At 58.3% G+C, this 16983-nt stretch carries 17 protein-coding genes and 1 tRNA gene; 7 read left to right on the top strand and 11 right to left on the bottom strand.

Annotated features, from left to right (window positions below):
• Positions 1-30: 30 nt before the first annotated feature.
• The 3 genes from glpX (at position 31) to IE087_RS12720 (ending at position 3018) form a co-directional block, all read left to right on the top strand.
• Complete coding sequence (gene glpX, locus IE087_RS12730) at positions 31-999, top strand: class II fructose-bisphosphatase (RefSeq protein WP_189369721.1); 969 nt, start codon at positions 31-33, stop codon at positions 997-999.
• A 102-nt stretch (positions 1000-1101) separates the two neighbouring features.
• A complete protein-coding gene (recJ, locus tag IE087_RS12725; protein WP_189369720.1) occupies positions 1102-2841 on the top strand; it encodes a single-stranded-DNA-specific exonuclease RecJ in 1740 nt (579 codons plus the stop codon).
• A 102-nt stretch (positions 2842-2943) separates the two neighbouring features.
• Positions 2944-3018, top strand: a tRNA-Glu gene (locus tag IE087_RS12720).
• A 183-nt stretch (positions 3019-3201) separates the two neighbouring features.
• On the opposite strand, the gene IE087_RS12715 is transcribed toward IE087_RS12720, so the two are convergent.
• From IE087_RS12715 to IE087_RS12695, 5 genes are all read right to left on the bottom strand, one after another.
• A complete protein-coding gene (locus IE087_RS12715) occupies positions 3202-4239 on the bottom strand; it encodes a GGDEF domain-containing protein (RefSeq protein ID WP_189369719.1) in 1038 nt (345 codons plus the stop codon).
• Positions 4236-4823 (bottom strand): heme NO-binding domain-containing protein, encoded by a 588-nt coding sequence (locus IE087_RS12710; RefSeq protein WP_189369980.1) that lies wholly within the window; start codon positions 4821-4823, stop codon positions 4236-4238. The genes IE087_RS12715 and IE087_RS12710 overlap by 4 nt, the downstream gene beginning before the upstream one ends.
• 98 nt (positions 4824-4921) lie before the next feature.
• The gene (locus tag IE087_RS12705) at positions 4922-6484 is read right to left on the bottom strand and encodes a trimethylamine methyltransferase family protein (protein WP_189369718.1); all 1563 of its coding nucleotides are present in this window, start codon (positions 6482-6484) and stop codon (positions 4922-4924) included.
• A 118-nt stretch (positions 6485-6602) separates the two neighbouring features.
• The gene (locus IE087_RS12700; protein WP_229801371.1) at positions 6603-7319 is read right to left on the bottom strand and encodes an HAD family hydrolase; all 717 of its coding nucleotides are present in this window, start codon (positions 7317-7319) and stop codon (positions 6603-6605) included.
• On the bottom strand, positions 7316-7600 hold the full coding sequence (locus tag IE087_RS12695; RefSeq protein ID WP_189369716.1) for a DUF3572 domain-containing protein: 285 nt from the start codon (positions 7598-7600) through the stop codon (positions 7316-7318). Before IE087_RS12695 ends, IE087_RS12700 begins: the two co-directional genes overlap by 4 nt.
• Before the next feature lie 76 nt (positions 7601-7676).
• Between IE087_RS12695 and IE087_RS12690 the strand changes: the two genes are divergently transcribed.
• Complete coding sequence (locus tag IE087_RS12690; protein ID WP_229801370.1) at positions 7677-9092, top strand: diguanylate cyclase; 1416 nt, start codon at positions 7677-7679, stop codon at positions 9090-9092.
• A 179-nt stretch (positions 9093-9271) separates the two neighbouring features.
• On the opposite strand, the gene IE087_RS12685 is transcribed toward IE087_RS12690, so the two are convergent.
• From IE087_RS12685 to IE087_RS12670, 4 genes are all read right to left on the bottom strand, one after another.
• Positions 9272-10642 (bottom strand): glutamate--cysteine ligase, encoded by a 1371-nt coding sequence (locus tag IE087_RS12685; RefSeq protein WP_189369714.1) that lies wholly within the window; start codon positions 10640-10642, stop codon positions 9272-9274.
• A gap of 135 nt (positions 10643-10777) precedes the next feature.
• Entirely contained in the window at positions 10778-11311 is a 534-nt protein-coding gene (locus IE087_RS12680; protein WP_308425462.1) for a hypothetical protein, read from the bottom strand.
• Positions 11311-12084: a GNAT family N-acetyltransferase gene (locus tag IE087_RS12675; protein WP_189369712.1), complete on the bottom strand. Its 774-nt coding sequence runs from the start codon at positions 12082-12084 to the stop codon at positions 11311-11313. Before IE087_RS12675 ends, IE087_RS12680 begins: the two co-directional genes overlap by 1 nt.
• Before the next feature lie 89 nt (positions 12085-12173).
• Entirely contained in the window at positions 12174-12899 is a 726-nt protein-coding gene (locus IE087_RS12670; protein WP_189369711.1) for a 16S rRNA (uracil(1498)-N(3))-methyltransferase, read from the bottom strand.
• A gap of 12 nt (positions 12900-12911) precedes the next feature.
• Here IE087_RS12670 and ubiA point away from each other — a divergent pair, with 12 nt between their 5' ends.
• The 3 genes from ubiA to IE087_RS12655 all read left to right on the top strand — a co-directional run bounded on the left by ubiA (position 12912) and on the right by IE087_RS12655 (position 16166).
• A complete protein-coding gene (gene ubiA / locus IE087_RS12665; RefSeq protein WP_189369710.1) occupies positions 12912-13874 on the top strand; it encodes a 4-hydroxybenzoate octaprenyltransferase in 963 nt (320 codons plus the stop codon).
• Positions 13875-13939: 65 nt separating this feature from the next.
• A complete protein-coding gene (locus IE087_RS12660) occupies positions 13940-15853 on the top strand; it encodes an OmpA family protein (RefSeq protein WP_189369709.1) in 1914 nt (637 codons plus the stop codon).
• Positions 15840-16166, top strand: a complete 327-nt coding sequence (locus tag IE087_RS12655; protein WP_189369708.1) for a hypothetical protein — start codon at positions 15840-15842, stop codon at positions 16164-16166. The genes IE087_RS12660 and IE087_RS12655 overlap by 14 nt, the downstream gene beginning before the upstream one ends.
• A gap of 125 nt (positions 16167-16291) precedes the next feature.
• Here the strand turns inward: IE087_RS12655 and IE087_RS12650 are convergent, their stop codons facing one another.
• Positions 16292-16732 carry a molybdenum cofactor biosynthesis protein MoaE gene (locus IE087_RS12650; protein WP_189369707.1) on the bottom strand — a complete coding sequence of 147 codons (441 nt, stop codon included), beginning with the start codon at positions 16730-16732 and terminating at the stop codon, positions 16292-16294.
• A gap of 4 nt (positions 16733-16736) precedes the next feature.
• Complete coding sequence (gene moaD, locus IE087_RS12645) at positions 16737-16982, bottom strand: molybdopterin converting factor subunit 1 (RefSeq protein WP_189369706.1); 246 nt, start codon at positions 16980-16982, stop codon at positions 16737-16739.
• Position 16983 lies beyond the last annotated feature (1 nt).

The following is a 16983-nucleotide window of genomic DNA, read 5'->3' as shown; positions in this document are numbered from 1 at the left end:
ACTTCATACTTCCCCAAAGGATTTTCCACGATGACATCAACCGCACAATTTCAGGACCGCATGCTTTCGCTGGGTCTCGCCCGCGTTTCGGAAGCTGCTGCGCTCGCGTCAGCACGTCTGGTCGGTCACGGCGATGAAAAGGCGGCAGACCAAGCTGCTGTGAACGCCATGCGCGAACAATTGAACATGCTGGACATTGCGGGTGTCGTTGTCATCGGCGAAGGTGAGCGCGACGAAGCGCCCATGCTCTTCATCGGTGAAGAAGTCGGAACTGGCAGCGGCCCCGGCGTCGACATCGCACTCGATCCACTCGAAGGCACAACCCTTACCGCCAAGGATATGCCCAATGCGTTGACTGTCATCGCGATGGGTCCGCGCGGCAGCATGTTGCACGCGCCGGATGTTTACATGGACAAGCTAGCCATCGGCCCGGGTTTTGCCCCCGACACGGTCACACTGGAGATGAACCCGGCGGAACGTGTCCAAGCACTTGCCAAGGCCAAAGGCTGCGACGCATCGGATATCACCGTTTGCATTCTGGAACGCCCCCGTCACGAAACCATTATCAACGCCGTCCGCGGCACTGGTGCCTCCATCCGCCTGATCACGGATGGGGACGTCGCTGGGGTAATGCATTGCGCTGACCCAACCACTGGCATCGACATGTACATGGGTGAGGGTGGCGCGCCAGAAGGTGTATTGGCGGCGGCGGCCCTCAAGTGCATGGGCGGGCAGATTTATGGTCGCTTGCTCTTCCGAAATGACGATGAAAAGGGTCGCGCAACCAAGGCCGGGATTACCGACTTGAACCGCATCTACACCCGTGACGAAATGGTCACGCAGGATGTGATCTTTGCAGCCACGGGTGTTACCAGCGGATCGCTTTTGCATGCCGTTCAACGCGAGCCCGGCTGGCTAACATGCGAAACGCTGTTGATGCGATCCAAGACAGGATCGGTACGCCGGATCAATTACCGGACGCCAACACACACGGTCTGACCCGCCGGACCAAAGGCAGCAGCTTCGACATCCGTGTTGATGTTGCCACGGGTGCAGCCGCGCCTAAACTGACGCAGTATTGCGCAAGGGGGGAGGCGCATTGTGGCATTCTTGGGTATTGAGCAGTCACTGACCGGCCGGGCCTGGATCGGCCCGGACGTTGCAACCGATCGCGCGGCTGAAGCCCTGGTTCAGCACACACAATTACCGCGCCCGGTTTGCCAGATTCTCGCGCGTATGGACGTACCCGCCGAGGCGGCAGAGCCCTACTTGGCGCCCACCTTGCGCGACTTGATGCCAGATCCACGGTCCTTGCGGGATATGGAGGTTGCGGCAACTCGCCTTCTGAACGCTGTGCAACAGCGACAGAACATTGCAATTTTCGCTGACTACGACGTGGATGGCGGCAGCTCAGCCGCCTTGTTGATCGCGTGGCTCAGAGAGATGGGATTGACCGCAACACTCTATGTCCCCGACCGCATCGACGAGGGATACGGGCCGAACGAGCAAGCGATGGCGCAGCTTGCCTCCACACATGACCTGATCATCTGTGTCGACTGCGGAACCCTGTCGCATGGCCCAATCGCTGCCGCAGAGAATGCCGATGTTATCGTACTGGATCACCATCTGGGCGCCGAAACTCTGCCTGACGCCTTTGCTGTAGTGAACCCCAATCGACAGGATGAAGATGGTGCGTTGGCACATCTTTGCGCGGCTGCGGTCGTGTTTCTGGCACTGGCGGAAGCGGGGCGACAATTGCGCGCGCGCGAAATGCAGGGCCCGGACCTGATGGCGATGCTGGACCTCGTCGGGTTGGCAACCGTTGCAGACGTCGCGCCTTTGATCGGTGTAAATCGTGCCTTTGTCAGGCAAGGCCTCAGAGTGATGGCTCGGCGAGAACGCATGGGGTTGGTTGCTTTGGCGGACATCGCGGGCCTTGATACCGCGCCAACACCGTATCATCTGGGCTATCTGCTGGGACCTCGGATCAACGCGGGCGGTCGCATCGGGCAAGCGGATTTGGGCGCGCGCCTATTGGCATCCACAGATCCTCACGAGGCGGCCGCACTTGCCGAACGCCTCAATCACCTCAATGCTGAACGGCGCGAGATCGAAGCGCAGGTGCGCGCAGAAGCCATCGCGCAATGCGAAACGCGTGGATCAGACGGCGCGTTGGCATGGGCTGCAGGGCCGGGATGGCACCCTGGCGTCGTTGGAATCGTGGCGTCCCGCATGAAAGAAGCCACCAACCGTCCGTCCATTGTCATCGGGGTCGAGGATGGGATCGGCAAGGGGTCGGGCCGCTCGGTTTCGGGCATCGATCTTGGCGCTCCTATACAGAGGCTGGTGTCCGAAGGTCTGTTGATCAAGGGCGGGGGCCACAAGATGGCTGCGGGTTTGACCGTCGCCGAAGACAAAATTGAGGCTGCCATGGAACGGTTGTCCCAGCTTTTGTGTAAACAAGGGGCTGACACGCTTGGTCCTTCTGACTTGCGCCTGGACGGTGTTTTGATGCCCGGAGCAGCGACAGTTGAGTTGCTAAACCAAATCGATGCCGCCGGCCCGTTTGGGGCGAGCGCCCCTGCCCCGCGATATGCCTTTGCCGCGATGCGCATTTTACAGGCCCGACGCGTCGGCGAGACACATCTGAAGCTCACGTTTGGCGAACCCGGTGGCGAGCGCCTTGATGCCATTGCATTCGGCGCGTTCGAGGGTCCTTTGGGGCAAGCATTGCTTGATCACGGCGGTGCGCCATTTCATCTGGGTGGGCGAATTGAGATCAATTCATTTCGCGGTCGACAGTCGGTTCAACTGCGGCTCGAAGATGCAGCTCGAGCGTAAAATCGACGGGTTTCGGATTTCAGCAGAAATATCGCCATTCGAACGTTTTTTCCGCTTGCGCAACATCGTCGAATTGCCTATCTGAGCGCTCACACCAGCGCTGGCCCGTTCGTCTATCGGTTAGGACGCCAGGTTTTCAACCTGGAAAGAGGGGTTCGATTCCCCTACGGGCTGCCAGTTTCTTTGAAAAACCTAGTCTTCTTCACTTGCATGGCCCGGCCGAACAATCGTCGACGATGGCATGTGCAAACTTTGTCATTCTGCAGTGTTTTCCAAGGCTTGACGGACGTTTGAACGGACTCGCCCTTTTGGACACGATGCAACAGTCATCAACCTGCATGTGCGCAACAACGCGACCGGTCACGCGCTGCGTGCCGTATTCCGTCCGACTGGCGGCGACAGGTTCTGAGCATGCTGTCGCAAAATCGGTACGTAGTGGGTCTGTTGCCCACGTCCGCCGTGTTTGGACGCGTAAAGCGCCACGTCAGCATCATCCATGACTTCTGCAATCGACTGTTCCGACTCTGGATCGTAAATGGCTGACCCAATGCTGGCCGAGATGCGGCAGACATCGCCTTGAAATGGAATCGGTTGTGATAGCCGCTTTATGATTCGCCGGCCAATACCCTCCAGAGCATCGCCGTCTTTTGCATGCGGTAGAATGACGACAAATTCGTCCCCACCCACCCTCGCAACGGTGTCACTTTCTCTCGTTTCTTCAACCATGACCCGAGCGACCGTCTGCAATACGTGATCGCCAGCTGCGTGCCCAAGAGTGTCATTCACCGCCTTGAACCAGTCCAAGTCAATCTGCATCAAACCAAAACGCGTGCCCCAGTCCATATGGCGCGCAAGCACATGATCCATTGCGCGGCGGTTCTTGAGGCCTGTGAGCGTATCCGTAAACGCCTGCTCTTCCGCAGCGATCATTGCGCCCTGCAACCGCAAATTCAGTTTGCGCGACGCCTCCATTGCGGCTGACTTGGCCTCGACCAAGTACAGCATTTCAATCGTTAGATCCGTTGCAGCAAAGTCTGAACTGTTGAGCGAATAGTCGGATACGGCATCGACTACAGAAATACCGAATGACAGGTTGATAATACTTTGTCCCTCGTCCGGCCCCGCCACCAACAGCCCTTTGACCTCGGTTTTGGGGCTATCACGCAATTGCAAGTGCAATTTGGTACCAGCCGTAGCCCGCAGCCCGTCAATGGTTGTAACGGCGCGTGGGCGCTTCAAGTCAAAAATCTCTAGGAACCGCCGACCCACCATAGGACTATCCGGGCGCAGTTTCTGTAGCGTAGGACCCACATGAATCACATGCCCCGTCGGCCCCAACAAAAGGTGCATTGGGCAAAGCACGTCCATAGCCTGCGTGAGAGCCGTCTGATCCATCATGATGCACGTGCCCCCAAGTCAAACACGCGCCCTTCGGCAAACTCAGTCTCGACCAGAGTGACTGAAATGGTTTCAATCCCATTGCCGCGACCCGTATGTTCAAGAAGTGCCAACGCACCGTAATCATCGGCCATGGTCCGCAAAATCCCCATCATAACGTGCCCATATCCGTCCATGAGGCTTTCGCAGATCAGGCTGAAATGGGTTGGGGAGTGGTCACGCAACTCAATTCGCGGCAGGTTCAGGTCTGATACAGCCAGTCGTGCGCGGTCTGGCAGGTCATCCAACGAATGTAGAAACTCAACAAATGTCACGCCACCGAAGCGCAGCAATCGACGCAATGCTTCGACATTGGGATGGGACACGAGATATGTGCCCATATCTTCCATGACATCGCTTCGCGGTCGGTTCAGAATTTGACTGATTGCGTCCAGCAATCGCGGCGTAATGTCATCACCATAAATCAGCATCGACTCGAATTCGACAAAGTCGAGATCAGCAAACCGGGTCGCTTCGACCCATTTGTCCGCCCCATAACTGTCTGTTACGAAACACTGAATTGCTCGATTGATCAGCCCATGCATTGCACGACATTCCCATTTCCACGGAAGCACCATGCACAACCAGCTCTAAACAATCCTCTAACAGATGCAATTTGACCTAAACATCGGGCCCGGGAGTCTCAGAAATCGGTCGGCGCACCGCCTTCCGCCTTTCGGCGCGCAACGAAATCAGCAAGTTCCGCGCGAATGCCATCGTCCATGGCTGGCGCCTCAAAGCTTCCGATAATGTCTTTGAACACACGGTGAGCACGTTCCGGCGTCCATACCGCGCCGGCGGCCTCCCACCCTTCATAATTCTTCCAATCGCTGAGGAACGGTTGGTAAAAAGCTGTACTGTAGCGATCCTGCGTGTGCTGGATGCCAAAGAAATGTCCTTCGTTGCCCACCGACTTGATGGCATCCAAGGCAACGTCTTCAGGACCAGTTCCCGTGATAGCGGGATCCATGTAACGCTGAATTTGTTGCAGAACTTCGCAATCCATAACAAATTTCTCTGGACTTGCGATCAATCCGCCCTCAAGCCATCCGGCCGCATGATAAACCATATTGGTTCCGGACTGCACCGCCGCCCATAAACTGTTCGACGTTTCCCACATGGCCTGCCCGTCGGGCACGTTGGAAGCGCACACACCCGAGGAGCGCATCGGCAAACCGTAGAACCGTGCCAATTGACCCGTCATCTGAGTTGCGCGCATATACTCGGGCGTACCGAACGCGGGTGCGCCCGACTTCATATCAACATTGGACGTAAATGTGCCAATCGCACAAGGCGCACCTGGCCTCACATATTGAAACAGCGCGATTGCACACAATGCCTCGGCAATTGATTGTGCCACCGCCCCGGCCATTGTCACCGGTGCCATCGCCCCCGCCAATGTGAATGGTGTTACCACAACGGCTTGGCCACGGCGCACCATGCGCAGACACCCGTCAATCATCGGGTGATCATGTTTAAGCGGAGAGGTCGAGTTGATGTTGGTGTACATACACGGAGCAGCATCGAATTCCGCATGACTCAGTCCGCTCGCAATGCGCACCATTTCCATTACGTCCTCGACCCGCTCTTTACCCAACGAGTATGCGTGCATGACCTTATCCGTGAGAGTAAGCTTGTCATACAACACATCCAGATGCCGTACGCTGGCGTGCAGATCGACAGGCTCAACCGGGTATCCTCCCGCAAAGTGGATACAGTTGAAGTACTGCGTCAACTTCAGAAGGTTGGCACACATTTCGCGGTTGCCGGGCACTTTGGTGCCGATCTCCATGTCCCAATAGTTGGGCGGAGATGACACGTTGCCGAAAAGCAGATTCCTTCCACCAACCGTTATCGACCGATCCGGATTGCGCGGTGTGATGGTGAACTCGGACGGCGCTTTTTTAACCATCTCCATCACGAAATGGCGGTCCATACGAACAATGTCATCATCGACCTGACAGCCCGCCTTACGCAGAATGCCAAGGGCTTCTTCATTAAGAAACTGGATGCCGATCTCTTCGAGAATCCGCATTGCCCCATCGTGGATTGCCTCCACGCCCTCGGGGCTTAAGGGTTCCACCGGAGGATCAACAATGACTGGTGGATTCCATGGCATCTGCTCGATCACAGCGGCGCCTCGACGGGCTGCTGCCCCGGCCCGGCCACCGCCACGCGTCCTGCGTCGTATCGCTGTATGTGCCATCGTGTTACCCCTTTGACCTGCTTATGCAAAACACGACACAGCAGCGCGCCGCTGGGTACATCTCCGTTTGCGACCGGCTGTGTCGTTTTTTCGGGGTGAAGGGCCGAATTTGTCGCCCTCAGGTCATCGTCGTCTGATCAAGCCAATCCGGCAGCGCGCCAATATCAGGCAATACGATATCTGCGTATGGCGCCAATTCTTCGAACGGTGCCATTCCCGTCAAAACACCAACCGTTCGCATTCTTGCAGCTCGGCCTGCGTGCAGATCATGGGTGCTGTCACCCACCATCACAACTGACGCCGCATCAAGCCCAGTATCGGCGCAGAACCCAAGCAATTGTCCGGGCGCTGGCTTGCCACCAAAGCCACTGTCACTGCCGGCAATGAAATCAAAGAAGCCATCCACACCGGCCGACTGCAAGTGGGCACGCGCGGGTGCTTCTGCATCGTTGGTGGCAACTCCCAGAGCCAGACCGCGCGCACGCAGCCCCGTCAAAAGCGGCTTGAGGGCGACGGCTTCTGCCTGTGGTGCACGGGCCGCCTCTTCATTCAGGAGCGCCACCAGCGCGTCAAACGACAACTCAGGGAAATGCGTACTTAGCTCGACGGCAATTTCGGTCGGCGTGCCTGCGATTACAATACTTCCGGGAAGGAAGCGCGCACCCGTCAGATCAAACCCAATTGCAGCACCGGCCCGCTGCGCAAGCGCATCGTTCCCACCGGTCGCCCGCCGCAGGAATGCAGCGGCCCAAGCTTCCCAGGTGGTCGAAAAATCAAAAAGCGTTCCATCCTTGTCGAAAATGATCCCGCGTACAGAGGAACCGGAGAGTGTCACGTCCAATGCACTTCTCCGCCGCCAGGCAAAGCCATACGCGCGCGCATTGGCGTATCGTAAGACAATCCCTGTGCATCGCAAAACGCGGTGACCCATGCATCGTCCATCATGATGAAATCCAACAAGCCCCCCAGAAAAGCCGGATCACCCACACCGGAGCGCATGTCGGCTTCGCTGGCGCCGGTGGCCCCCAGGAATACGGGAAGCAGCTCTTCGTTCCCAACCATCCAGGCAACGGCCTGTAGACCGACAGTTTCGGCGGATTCTTGCGAACGGGACATCAAGTTTGGCCTCTGCAGTCTGATGGAAACGCTTTGTTAACCTAAACGATCAAAAACCGAATGCACGGCTTTTGCAATGAATTGGAAGCGTCTCATGCACGGTAAGGTCCTCGTCATAGACCCAATTGCGACAAATCGCATTGTGCTGCGCGTCAAATTGGCGGCCAGCCACTACAACATGTTGCAAGCAAGCTCGATTGCGGAAGCCGTTAACGTTTTATCCCAAGAGACGCCTGACTTGATCCTGTGTGCCGGAGTTCTTCCTGACGGTGATCCGCTGGGTCTGCTTGCACGGGTTCGCAAGATGGGTTTGGCCGGAAAAATGCCAATCATTGTGCTGAACTGCGTCGACAACGAAGCCGAACGCTTGCGCTTGCTCGCGGGCGGCATCGATGATGTGTTGCAAAAGCCGATCAACGACGCACTGCTTCTGGCTCGAACCCGCTCGATCATTCGTGCGTATGCGACTGCAAGCGAATGGATCCTTCGCGAAGGAACTTCTCGCGCTCTGGGTTTTGGGGAAGCGGTCGCAAATTTCTCACCGGCACAAACCGTGCGCATCGTCGCCGAGAACCCGGCAGTAGCGGATCCCTGGATTGACGCCTTGTCCAACCGGATCAGTGCAACAACAGTTTTTACCAAGCCGGCCACTGCTGTGTCAGAGACTGCGCCAGGCCGCACACCCGACGCATTTGTTCTGGTGATCGGTCCAGATGAAGGACCACAGATGTTGCAATTGCTGGCCACGATACGCAGTCAAGCCAACACACGCCATTGCGCGATCCTTGTGATGCTCGACGGAGAGCAAGCAACACTCGGCGCACAAATGCTGGATATGGGCGCCAATGATCTGATGCGTTGCACTCGGTCTTCGGAGGAATTGGCACTGCGGCTCGAAGCTTTGCTGAGCAGGAAGCTGGTAACCGATTCACTGCGTGATACCGTTCGGTCCGGAATCGAAGCGGCGGTCATCGATCCGCTTACCGGGTTGCACAACCGCCGCTATGCAATGCCGCACCTGGCGCGCATTGCTGAGCGGGCGGCGCGCACAGGCAAGCCGTATGCGGTGATGGTGGCTGATATGGATCACTTCAAACGTATCAATGACACGCTCGGCCACGCAGCAGGCGATGCTGTTTTGATCGAAGCAGGCCGCAGGTTGAAAGAGAACCTGCGGGCGGTCGACCTTGTGGCGCGGATCGGAGGCGAAGAGTTCCTGATCGTGCTGCCGGGAGTAGATCTCGTAAACGCGCGCAAGGCGGCCAAACGGTTGTGCGAAATCATCCAGACCACGCCTTTCGAGCTGCCAGACGGAACATCGCCGGTTGATGCCACGATCTCAATAGGCATGACCGTCGTGGACCCCGTCGGCGGCACGAAGACATCGGTTGCCCAGACACCTCAGGCGTTGCTCGACCGCGCAGATAAGGCACTTTACGGAGCGAAGGCGAAGGGACGCAATCGCGTGATCCTGAGCCGCCCTGCCGCCTGAACGGCGATCCCTTTCAGCGCTATGGCATTACCAGACGACTCCTCACGGATGTCTGTGCGCGAGGTGGGCGACTGAATTCAACTGCGCCAACGGCATGTCACTTTCATTCAAGCGGGCAAGGCACTGTTTTCACATTGATTTGAGGCCTGTCGTTGCGTCTTGCGGCAGGATTATGGCTGTCAATAAGAGTATTCAGAAAACACCCGACTGATGTCGCCCTTCCAATCTCCATGGTAATGATCCAGCAACTCGTCCGCAGGCGCTTTGCCCGTTTCAACACTTTCCTGCAGAGCGTTCAGGAAATGGGTCTCGTCCGGCACCAAACCTCCGGCACCGGGACGGGCACGCGCCTGCAGCCCCGCGTGGGAAATCGCAACCGCCTCACGAGCAAGGTCGTGCATCCTGACCCCATTCACCTCGGCTTGTAACCCGTCAACCGAGGCTGCAACGCGCAATCCTTCACGTGTCTCGGCATCGAGCCCCTTAACGAGCTCCCATGCCGCGTCCAAAGCCGTCTGGTCATAGGTCAGGCCAACCCAGAAAGCGGGCAAGGCACACAGGCGCCGCCAAGGGCCACCATCCGCCCCGCGCATTTCAATGAACTTCTTGACCCGTGCCTCGGGGAAAGCCGTTGTCAGATGATCGGCCCAGTCGCTGAGCAGCGGCGTTTCTCCAGGCAACGCAGGCAGTTCACCTTTAAGAAAGTCGCGGAAGGACTGGCCCAGCGCATCGATGTATTGGCCGTCGCGGTAGACGAAGTACATCGGCACATCCAGCGCGTATTCTACCCAGCGTTCAAAACCGAAGCCATCCTCGAACACGAATGGCACCATGCCAGTGCGCGCCGGATCAAGGTCACGCCAAACTCGGCTGCGCCAGGATTTGTGACCGTTCAACTTGTTTTCGAAGAAAGGTGAGTTGGCAAACAAAGCCACCGCAACCGGCTGCAAGGCCACGGCAACGCGCATTTTTTGAACCATGTCGGCCTCTGACTCGAAGTCCAGGTTGACCTGCACGGTACAAGTGCGCCGCATCATCGTGCGCCCCATGGTGCCGACCTTGCCCATGTAGGCATCCATCAGCTTGTAGCGCCCCTTGGGCATCAGCGGCATTTCTTCGTGGGTCCAGATCGGTGCGGCACCAAGTCCGATGAAACCGACGCCGATCTCGTTGGCGATGTCCATCACCTCGCGTAGGTGCTGATTAACCTCGTCACACGTTTCATGGATCGTTTCGAGCGGGGCACCAGAGAGTTCAAGCGCACCACCGGGTTCGAGCGAGATGTTTGCCCCGTCCTTTTCCAGACCAATCAGTTTGCCGCCTTCACGCAGTTCCGCCCAGTTATGACGATCTCGCAGGGCGCTGAGTACCGCCTCGATCGATCGCGCGCCTTCATAGGGCAGCGGTTTGAGCGTGTCACGGCAATAGCCAAACTTTTCGTGTTCGGTGCCGATGCGCCAGTCTGCCTTGGGCTTGCATCCATCTGCCAGGTATTGCGCCAGCTGGTCATGATGTTCGATTGGCCCGCCACCGGACTGAGGAATGGACATGGGGCGCTCCGCATTTCTTTGTCTCAGGCTGCAAGGGATGGTGCGAATTGCCGAGGGTGTCAATGCACGGCAGCCGTGCACCAAATCACGGGGTCGTGCGCATCCGCGCGCAGGTCCCCCCTTGGACGCAAGACATCATGCCCGCCCGCGCGGCTGCATTTGCGCCAGCGTAGGAGCGCTGCGTTCCCATATCAGGACGGGTTCGCCCGCACCCGCTCGAAGCTGGGCCAGCATCCGTTCGGTTCTTAACCCTGGCAGCGCGGCAAAGGCGTCAAACAGCGCATCTGCCCCGTCGGCGTCCACCGGGATCATCAGCGGCGGGTGATGTGGTTGATCGAGACGCCAATGCGCAGGGGACTGTGCCCCGTCCAATGTCACACGCTGCACTTCGCGCAAGGACACCGATCCGCCGCTGAGAGGGCCGAAATACGTCACCTCGCCTTCGTCCACCTGCACAGTGCCAAGCCCGCCACCTGCCCCGCGAAAGCGGCCGCGTTGAAGACCAACCATGATCAACGCCCCTGCCCCCACCAGCATGACCGGAGCAATATACCCCAGCACACCTCGCGCCTGGGCCAGCCACCAAAGCGCTAGGATCGCCAGCGCAACACCCGCCAGCACCTCGCGCCAGCGCCACAGGGTGGCTTTTGCTTCGGATCTGAAGAACATCAATGAGCCTTCCCAATTGTCTTTGGTGTTTTTAAAATCACGACGCGATATGTGCCGATGCGATGAAACCCAATGGCAACATAGGCCGCTTCAGCCGCCTTGCTCGCGGCAAACAGAATTGCGCGGCGCGCCCCGTTATCCCGCGCCTGGGCCAACTGTGCTGCAACAACCCTGCGGCCATAGCCCCGGTTTCGCAGCGACTCGGGCACAAACACACCTCCAATTTGGACTGTGTCATCTACAACCGCATTCGTCGATGTCATCGCAACCGGGCGCCCATCCTCTTCGAGTATTTGCACATGCCCATCCCTCAGAGCACGCTCGACTCGATGCTCAATGTCCGCGTCGGCAAAGGGCAGTCCAGTATCCGCGCCATAACCCGAGAACCATTTCAAAAGCAGATTCCGATCCCCCATGCGTGGCGATCGTAACGTGTCGTGCGCCGGCTCGAGTTTGTTCAAGTCGAGAGCAAGCAACGGCTCATCCTCGGCCATATCCTGGTCACTAGGCCTAAAACCCAATGCGGACAAAACATGCGTGACCTGATCCGACGCGCCGCTCATACCGATAACCTTGCGCCCAGACCAGAAGGGCTTCAAAGATCTGAGATCTGAGATCTGATCCGGCATCTGCACCAAAAGATAACCAGATTTCGTTAGACCAAAGACGGCACTGATCTTTGAACCATCATCGCGCCAAAGAACATAGTCCGTTGCATGCGCGCTGTCCGCATTTCCGATCCCCCATTCGGCCAGATTGGACCGCAGGAACATGGATGTCTCGGAATACCTGGACAGGAAACGTTCAATGGCTGGGGCATCGTCGGGTCTAGCGCGGCAAAGACCGTTTGGAGCCAATACGTTCACCGCCAATCCCCCAACGTCTGCTGCCAGACTGTCAGTGCGGCGACAGCCGCCGTATCGGCGCGCAGAATACGTGGTCCCAATTGCACGGCATACGCTGCCTCCAGCCTATGCAACCGGGCACGTTCTCTTTCAGAAAACCCACCCTCTGGCCCGATCAGGATCGCCCAAGGCCCGGGAGTGTCCAGTAAGGCGGAGGTGTCCTCCGCCTCCGCCAGGGCCTCGTCACAAAACATCACCTTTCGCTCGCCCAAATCGGCCAGCGCGCGGTCGAGGCGCACCATATCCGTGACCTCTGCCACATAGGTGCCACCGCATTGTTCTGCCGCCTCGACCGCGTGGGCCTGCAGACGGTCGCGCTGCACGCGCCCCGCGTTGGTAAAATCGGTCTGAACTGGCACAATCCGCCGCGCGCCCATCTCGGCCGCCTTTTCAACAATGAAGTCCGTGCGTGCCTTCTTGATCGGGGCAAACATCAACCACAAATCCGGCGGCACTTGCAGGGGGCGGGTCTGAACCTCGCAATGAAGTGCGCCGCCACGCTTGCCTGCTTCGACTACCGTGGCCCGCCATTCCCCATCCTGCCCGTTAAACAGCAAGACTGCTGCCCCCAGGGTCAGGCGCATCACGCCAAAGAGATAATGGGCCTGATCCCGCGACAGTTGAACCGATTGCCCCTGTCCCAAGGGGTGTTCTACATAAAGGCGGATCTTGGCTTCACTCATAGGCCCCTACATATGACCAACTCGCAGCCATCACCAGATGGACAAGTCGCCGACGCTGTATCAGACAATTGGGTTGATACGCTGGCCCCAGCTTGGAGCCGCCCTTACCTGCGCCTAAGCCGTGCGGATCGGCCCATTGGGACATGGCTGCTGCTGCTGCCCTGCTTGTGGGGACTGACGTTGGCTATGATCCACGATCAAAGCCCGCGATGGGAAGATGCGTGGATTGCAATTGGATGCGCATTGGGCGCGTGGCTGATGCGCGGCGCGGGTTGCACGTGGAACGACATCACCGACCGTGACTTTGATGGACAGGTGGAGCGCACGCGGTCGCGCCCCATTCCGTCTGGTCAGGTCACCGTGCGCGGCGCCATGATCTGGATGTTCCTGCAATCACTGATTGCCTTTGCCATTCTACTGACCTTCAACGCCGCCGCCATCCTGTTGGGCGTTCTCGCCCTGCTGCCTGTTGCGGTCTATCCCTTTGCCAAGCGGTTTACCTGGTGGCCGCAGGTGTTTCTGGGACTTGCTTTCAACTGGGGCGCCCTATTGGCTTGGACCGCCCATACGGGGCAGTTGGAAGCCCCTGCCGTGGTTCTATACCTCGCCGGGATTGCATGGACCCTGTTTTATGACACGATCTATGCCCATCAGGACACCGAAGACGACGCCCTGATCGGTGTCAAATCGACCGCGCGCCTTTTTGGAGAGAACACTGCGCCATGGCTGCGCCGATTCCTGATGGCGACCGTAGGCCTCATGGGGATCGCGGTGATCTTTGCTGCTGTCGATGCGGCCAATGTGCTGGCAATGGTACTGGCCCTTACGGGACCTTGGGCCATGGGCTGGCACATGGCATGGCAACTGCGCGGACTGGACATTGAAGACCCGAAAAAATGCCTGCAACTGTTTCGGGCCAACCGGGATACGGGCGCGATTCCGCTCCTCTTTTTCTGTGCGGCGCTACTCGTATGATTGAACCCTCGCGCCAAGCCGCGTAAACCGGGCCGCGCACCTGACCTGAGAAAGGGTTGCATGTCATGCGTTTGTCGTCCCTTCTGATCGTTGTTACCACGTTCGCCGTGGCGGCTGTACTCGCATTGGTAACAGCCAACCTCTCAGTCAAATTGATCGAAGAAAATTCGGAAATTGGCGTACGGGACGCGCTTGACACAGCAGGTTTGACATGGGCCGAGGTCCAAGCTGATGGCCTGCAAGTCACTCTGGCAGGCATTGCCCCTACTGAAGCGGTTCGTTTTGCGGCACTTTCGACAGCTGGCAGCGTTGTGGATGCCGCCCGTGTTATCGACGAGATGGAAGTGGAAGCAGCGGCAGCTATCGCCCCGCCCCGTTTCTCAGCCGAAATTCTCCGCAATGACGCCGGGTTTTCCATTATCGGATTGATACCCGCCACGACGGATCGAACAGCGATAGTAGATCGCATCACAGCGATTGCCGGTGATGTACCCGTAACAGACCTGATCGAAGTGGCAGACTATCCTGCGCCAGGCGGTTGGGAAGATTCCCTGGGATTTGCGCTTGCGGCAATGGAGCGTTTGCCGCGCGCCAAGGTATCGGTCACGGCGGGGCGCGTATCCATCCGGGCCATTACGGACAGCGCCGAGGCTAAGGCGCAGCTCGAGAAACAACTGAATCGCGCCGCGCCGCCCGGGCTCCGTGTTGCTCTTGACATTGCGGCCCCCCGCCCTGTGATCACGCCATTCACGCTGCGGCTGGTAAAGGACGACAGCGGAACGCGATTTGACGCATGCTCTGCCGATACAGAAGCTGCCCGCACACAAATTGTGTCCGCGGCTCTCGACGCGGGATTGACCGGGTCTGCGACGTGCACCGTTGGAATGGGCGTGCCTAGCCCGAAGTGGAGCGTCGCCGTTACACAGTCAATCGCTGCACTTTCCAAGTTGGGCGCGGGATCGGTAACGTTTTCGGACGCCGACATCACCCTAATTGCTGCCGAGGGGACGCCGCAGGCCAACTTTGATCGCGTGGTCGGCGAATTGGAGAATGAACTGCCAGAGGTCTTCGCGCTCTATGCAAAACTGCCGGAAACAGTTGACCCGAGCCAAGGCCCTCCGGAATTCATCGCCACGCTCAGCCCGGAAGGACTCGTACAATTGCGCGGCCGAATTTCGGATGAAAACCTGCGCTCACTGGTGGACAGCTACGCGCAGGCCGCGTTCGGCTCTGACAGCGTGTATACCGCAACGCGCATCGTGAACGACCTTCCATCGAACTGGCCCGTTCGCGTGCTCACCGGGCTTGAGGCCCTGTCAAAGCTTTCGAACGGTGCAGTGACGGTGACACCCGATACGTTGACCGTGTCTGGCAACACCGGCAATCCAAAAGCCAGCACGAACATCGCCTCATTGCTCGCTTCGAAATTGGGAGAAGCGGAAGAGTTCGACATCCGTGTCATCTACCAAGAGAAGCTCGACCCTGTGGCAGCGTTGCCGACCCCGGACGAATGCGAGGCAGAGATTGCGACGATCCTGTCTTCCTCCAAGATCAGCTTCGAGCCAGGCAGCGCCACGATTGATGCCAGCGCCCTTGGCACGATGGATGACATAGCCGAAGTGCTTCGTCAGTGCGGAGACATACGACTGGAGATCCAGGGCCATACGGACAGCCAGGGCCGCGAAGAAATGAACTTGAACCTCAGTCAGGCGCGGGCACAATCAGTTTTAAACGAGTTGCGTGCGCGACGCGTGCTGACATCAACTTATTCAGCCAAAGGGTATGGCGAAACCGATCCAATCGCCGAAAATGACACCGACGAAGGCCGTGAAGCCAACCGGCGCATCGAATTCAAGCTCATTCGACCCACACCTTCGTTACCAGAAGGCGAAACAACGCTGGAAACCCTTGCCGGAACAGGCGATACAGAGGCGGGCACCGAGGACAGCGCCGAAGGACAGGACGATGAGCAGAACTGAGTTTGTCATTGCGACAGCCATCATTCTTTTCATTGCGTTTTGCCTTGGCTGGTTCGCCAACTGGCTGATACATCGCTTTACCCGCGTGGCAGCTGGTGACGTCGCCGAACTGGACCGCATGAGCCAGGAGCTGCACGAGGCTGAAGAAACACGTGATCAAGCCATCACCTACCTGCAGCAGCGCGAAGCTGAGTTGACAAACCAGCTGAGCCAAACAGAAGCCGAATTGCGTGCTGCGATGGATGGGTTGCGCGACGCGCGTCATGAGGCAGAAGAGCTGCGCGCCTGGATCGACCGGCAGCAGGCGAGCTGAGGACAATGGCGGATAAAGATCCGCGTTACCAGGTTGCTCGTAACGCGGATTTCAATTCGCTGCCCCAAACCTTCTTCTGTCTCTTCTCATTCGATTGACGTCGTAAGGCGGATCTTGATCCGCCGTTACCAGCGTGTCAGGGCATCTTCATCTTCGTCCCGCGCCGCGACCCATTCGGCGCCGTCCTTCGTAATCTCTCGCTTCCAGAAGGGTGCACGGGATTTGAGGTAGTCCATTAAAAACTCCGCGGCCTCGAACGCATGTTTTCGGTGCCGCGCCGCTGTTGCGACCATCATGATCATCTCGCCCACTTCAAGCCGTCCATGCCGGTGGATCACTAACGCGTCCTCAAGCGACCAACGGCTCATCGCCTGGCCCGCAATTTCGCTCAGGGCGCCTTCGGTCATACCGGGATAATGCTCAATCTCCATCGCCTTTAACCCGCCGTCCACGTCACGAACGATGCCTGTGAAAGTGACAACAGCCCCGGACTCAGCTCGACCTTCGGCAAACGCGGCAGCTTCGGCTCCGAAATCAAACGGGATGTCCTGTACAACGATCCGCATGGCGCTAGCCGCCTGTCATCGGCGGGAAAAAAGCAACCTCGCGCGCACCCGCCAAAGGCGTGTCAAAATCGGTCAATTGCTGGTCCACTGCGACGCGCAGGGCCGAGATGTCCGCAAAGGCTGCGGCGTAACGTTCTTCGCGTCCGCGCAACTCGTCGACGAGGTCCATCACTGTCGAAGCCTTGGTCTCGACCGCTTCGCGCGGAATGCCGATCCGTTCGCGGACCCAGGCGAAATACAGCACATCCATC

It is taken from the genome of Tateyamaria omphalii (assembly GCF_014651375.1).
In the GTDB taxonomy this organism is placed as follows: Bacteria; Pseudomonadota; Alphaproteobacteria; order Rhodobacterales; family Rhodobacteraceae; genus Tateyamaria; species Tateyamaria omphalii.
The sequence above is the reverse complement of the archived record's forward strand: the minus strand, read 5'-3'. Positions and strand labels throughout refer to the sequence as shown.

What these genes read in the sequence shown, in the direction of transcription:
- IE087_RS12685 (WP_189369714.1), bottom strand. Translation starts at nt 10,642, where the DNA reads ATGTCCATTCCTCAGTCCGGTGGCGGGCCAATCGAACATCATGACCAG.
- IE087_RS12705 (WP_189369718.1), bottom strand. Translation starts at nt 6,484, where the DNA reads ATGGCACATACAGCGATACGACGCAGGACGCGTGGCGGTGGCCGGGCC.
- IE087_RS12710 (WP_189369980.1), bottom strand. Translation starts at nt 4,823, where the DNA reads ATGCATGGGCTGATCAATCGAGCAATTCAGTGTTTCGTAACAGACAGT.
- IE087_RS12690 (WP_229801370.1), top strand. Translation starts at nt 7,677, where the DNA reads ATGAATTGGAAGCGTCTCATGCACGGTAAGGTCCTCGTCATAGACCCA.
- ubiA (WP_189369710.1), top strand. Translation starts at nt 12,912, where the DNA reads ATGACCAACTCGCAGCCATCACCAGATGGACAAGTCGCCGACGCTGTA.
- IE087_RS12680 (WP_308425462.1), bottom strand. Translation starts at nt 11,311, where the DNA reads ATGTTCTTCAGATCCGAAGCAAAAGCCACCCTGTGGCGCTGGCGCGAG.
- IE087_RS12695 (WP_189369716.1), bottom strand. Translation starts at nt 7,600, where the DNA reads ATGTCCCGTTCGCAAGAATCCGCCGAAACTGTCGGTCTACAGGCCGTT.
- IE087_RS12655 (WP_189369708.1), top strand. Translation starts at nt 15,840, where the DNA reads ATGAGCAGAACTGAGTTTGTCATTGCGACAGCCATCATTCTTTTCATT.
- IE087_RS12660 (WP_189369709.1), top strand. Translation starts at nt 13,940, where the DNA reads ATGCGTTTGTCGTCCCTTCTGATCGTTGTTACCACGTTCGCCGTGGCG.
- glpX (WP_189369721.1), top strand. Translation starts at nt 31, where the DNA reads ATGACATCAACCGCACAATTTCAGGACCGCATGCTTTCGCTGGGTCTC.
- IE087_RS12650 (WP_189369707.1), bottom strand. Translation starts at nt 16,732, where the DNA reads ATGCGGATCGTTGTACAGGACATCCCGTTTGATTTCGGAGCCGAAGCT.
- IE087_RS12675 (WP_189369712.1), bottom strand. Translation starts at nt 12,084, where the DNA reads ATGTTCCTGCGGTCCAATCTGGCCGAATGGGGGATCGGAAATGCGGAC.
- IE087_RS12715 (WP_189369719.1), bottom strand. Translation starts at nt 4,239, where the DNA reads ATGATGGATCAGACGGCTCTCACGCAGGCTATGGACGTGCTTTGCCCA.
- IE087_RS12670 (WP_189369711.1), bottom strand. Translation starts at nt 12,899, where the DNA reads ATGAGTGAAGCCAAGATCCGCCTTTATGTAGAACACCCCTTGGGACAG.
- moaD (WP_189369706.1), bottom strand. Translation starts at nt 16,982, where the DNA reads ATGGATGTGCTGTATTTCGCCTGGGTCCGCGAACGGATCGGCATTCCG.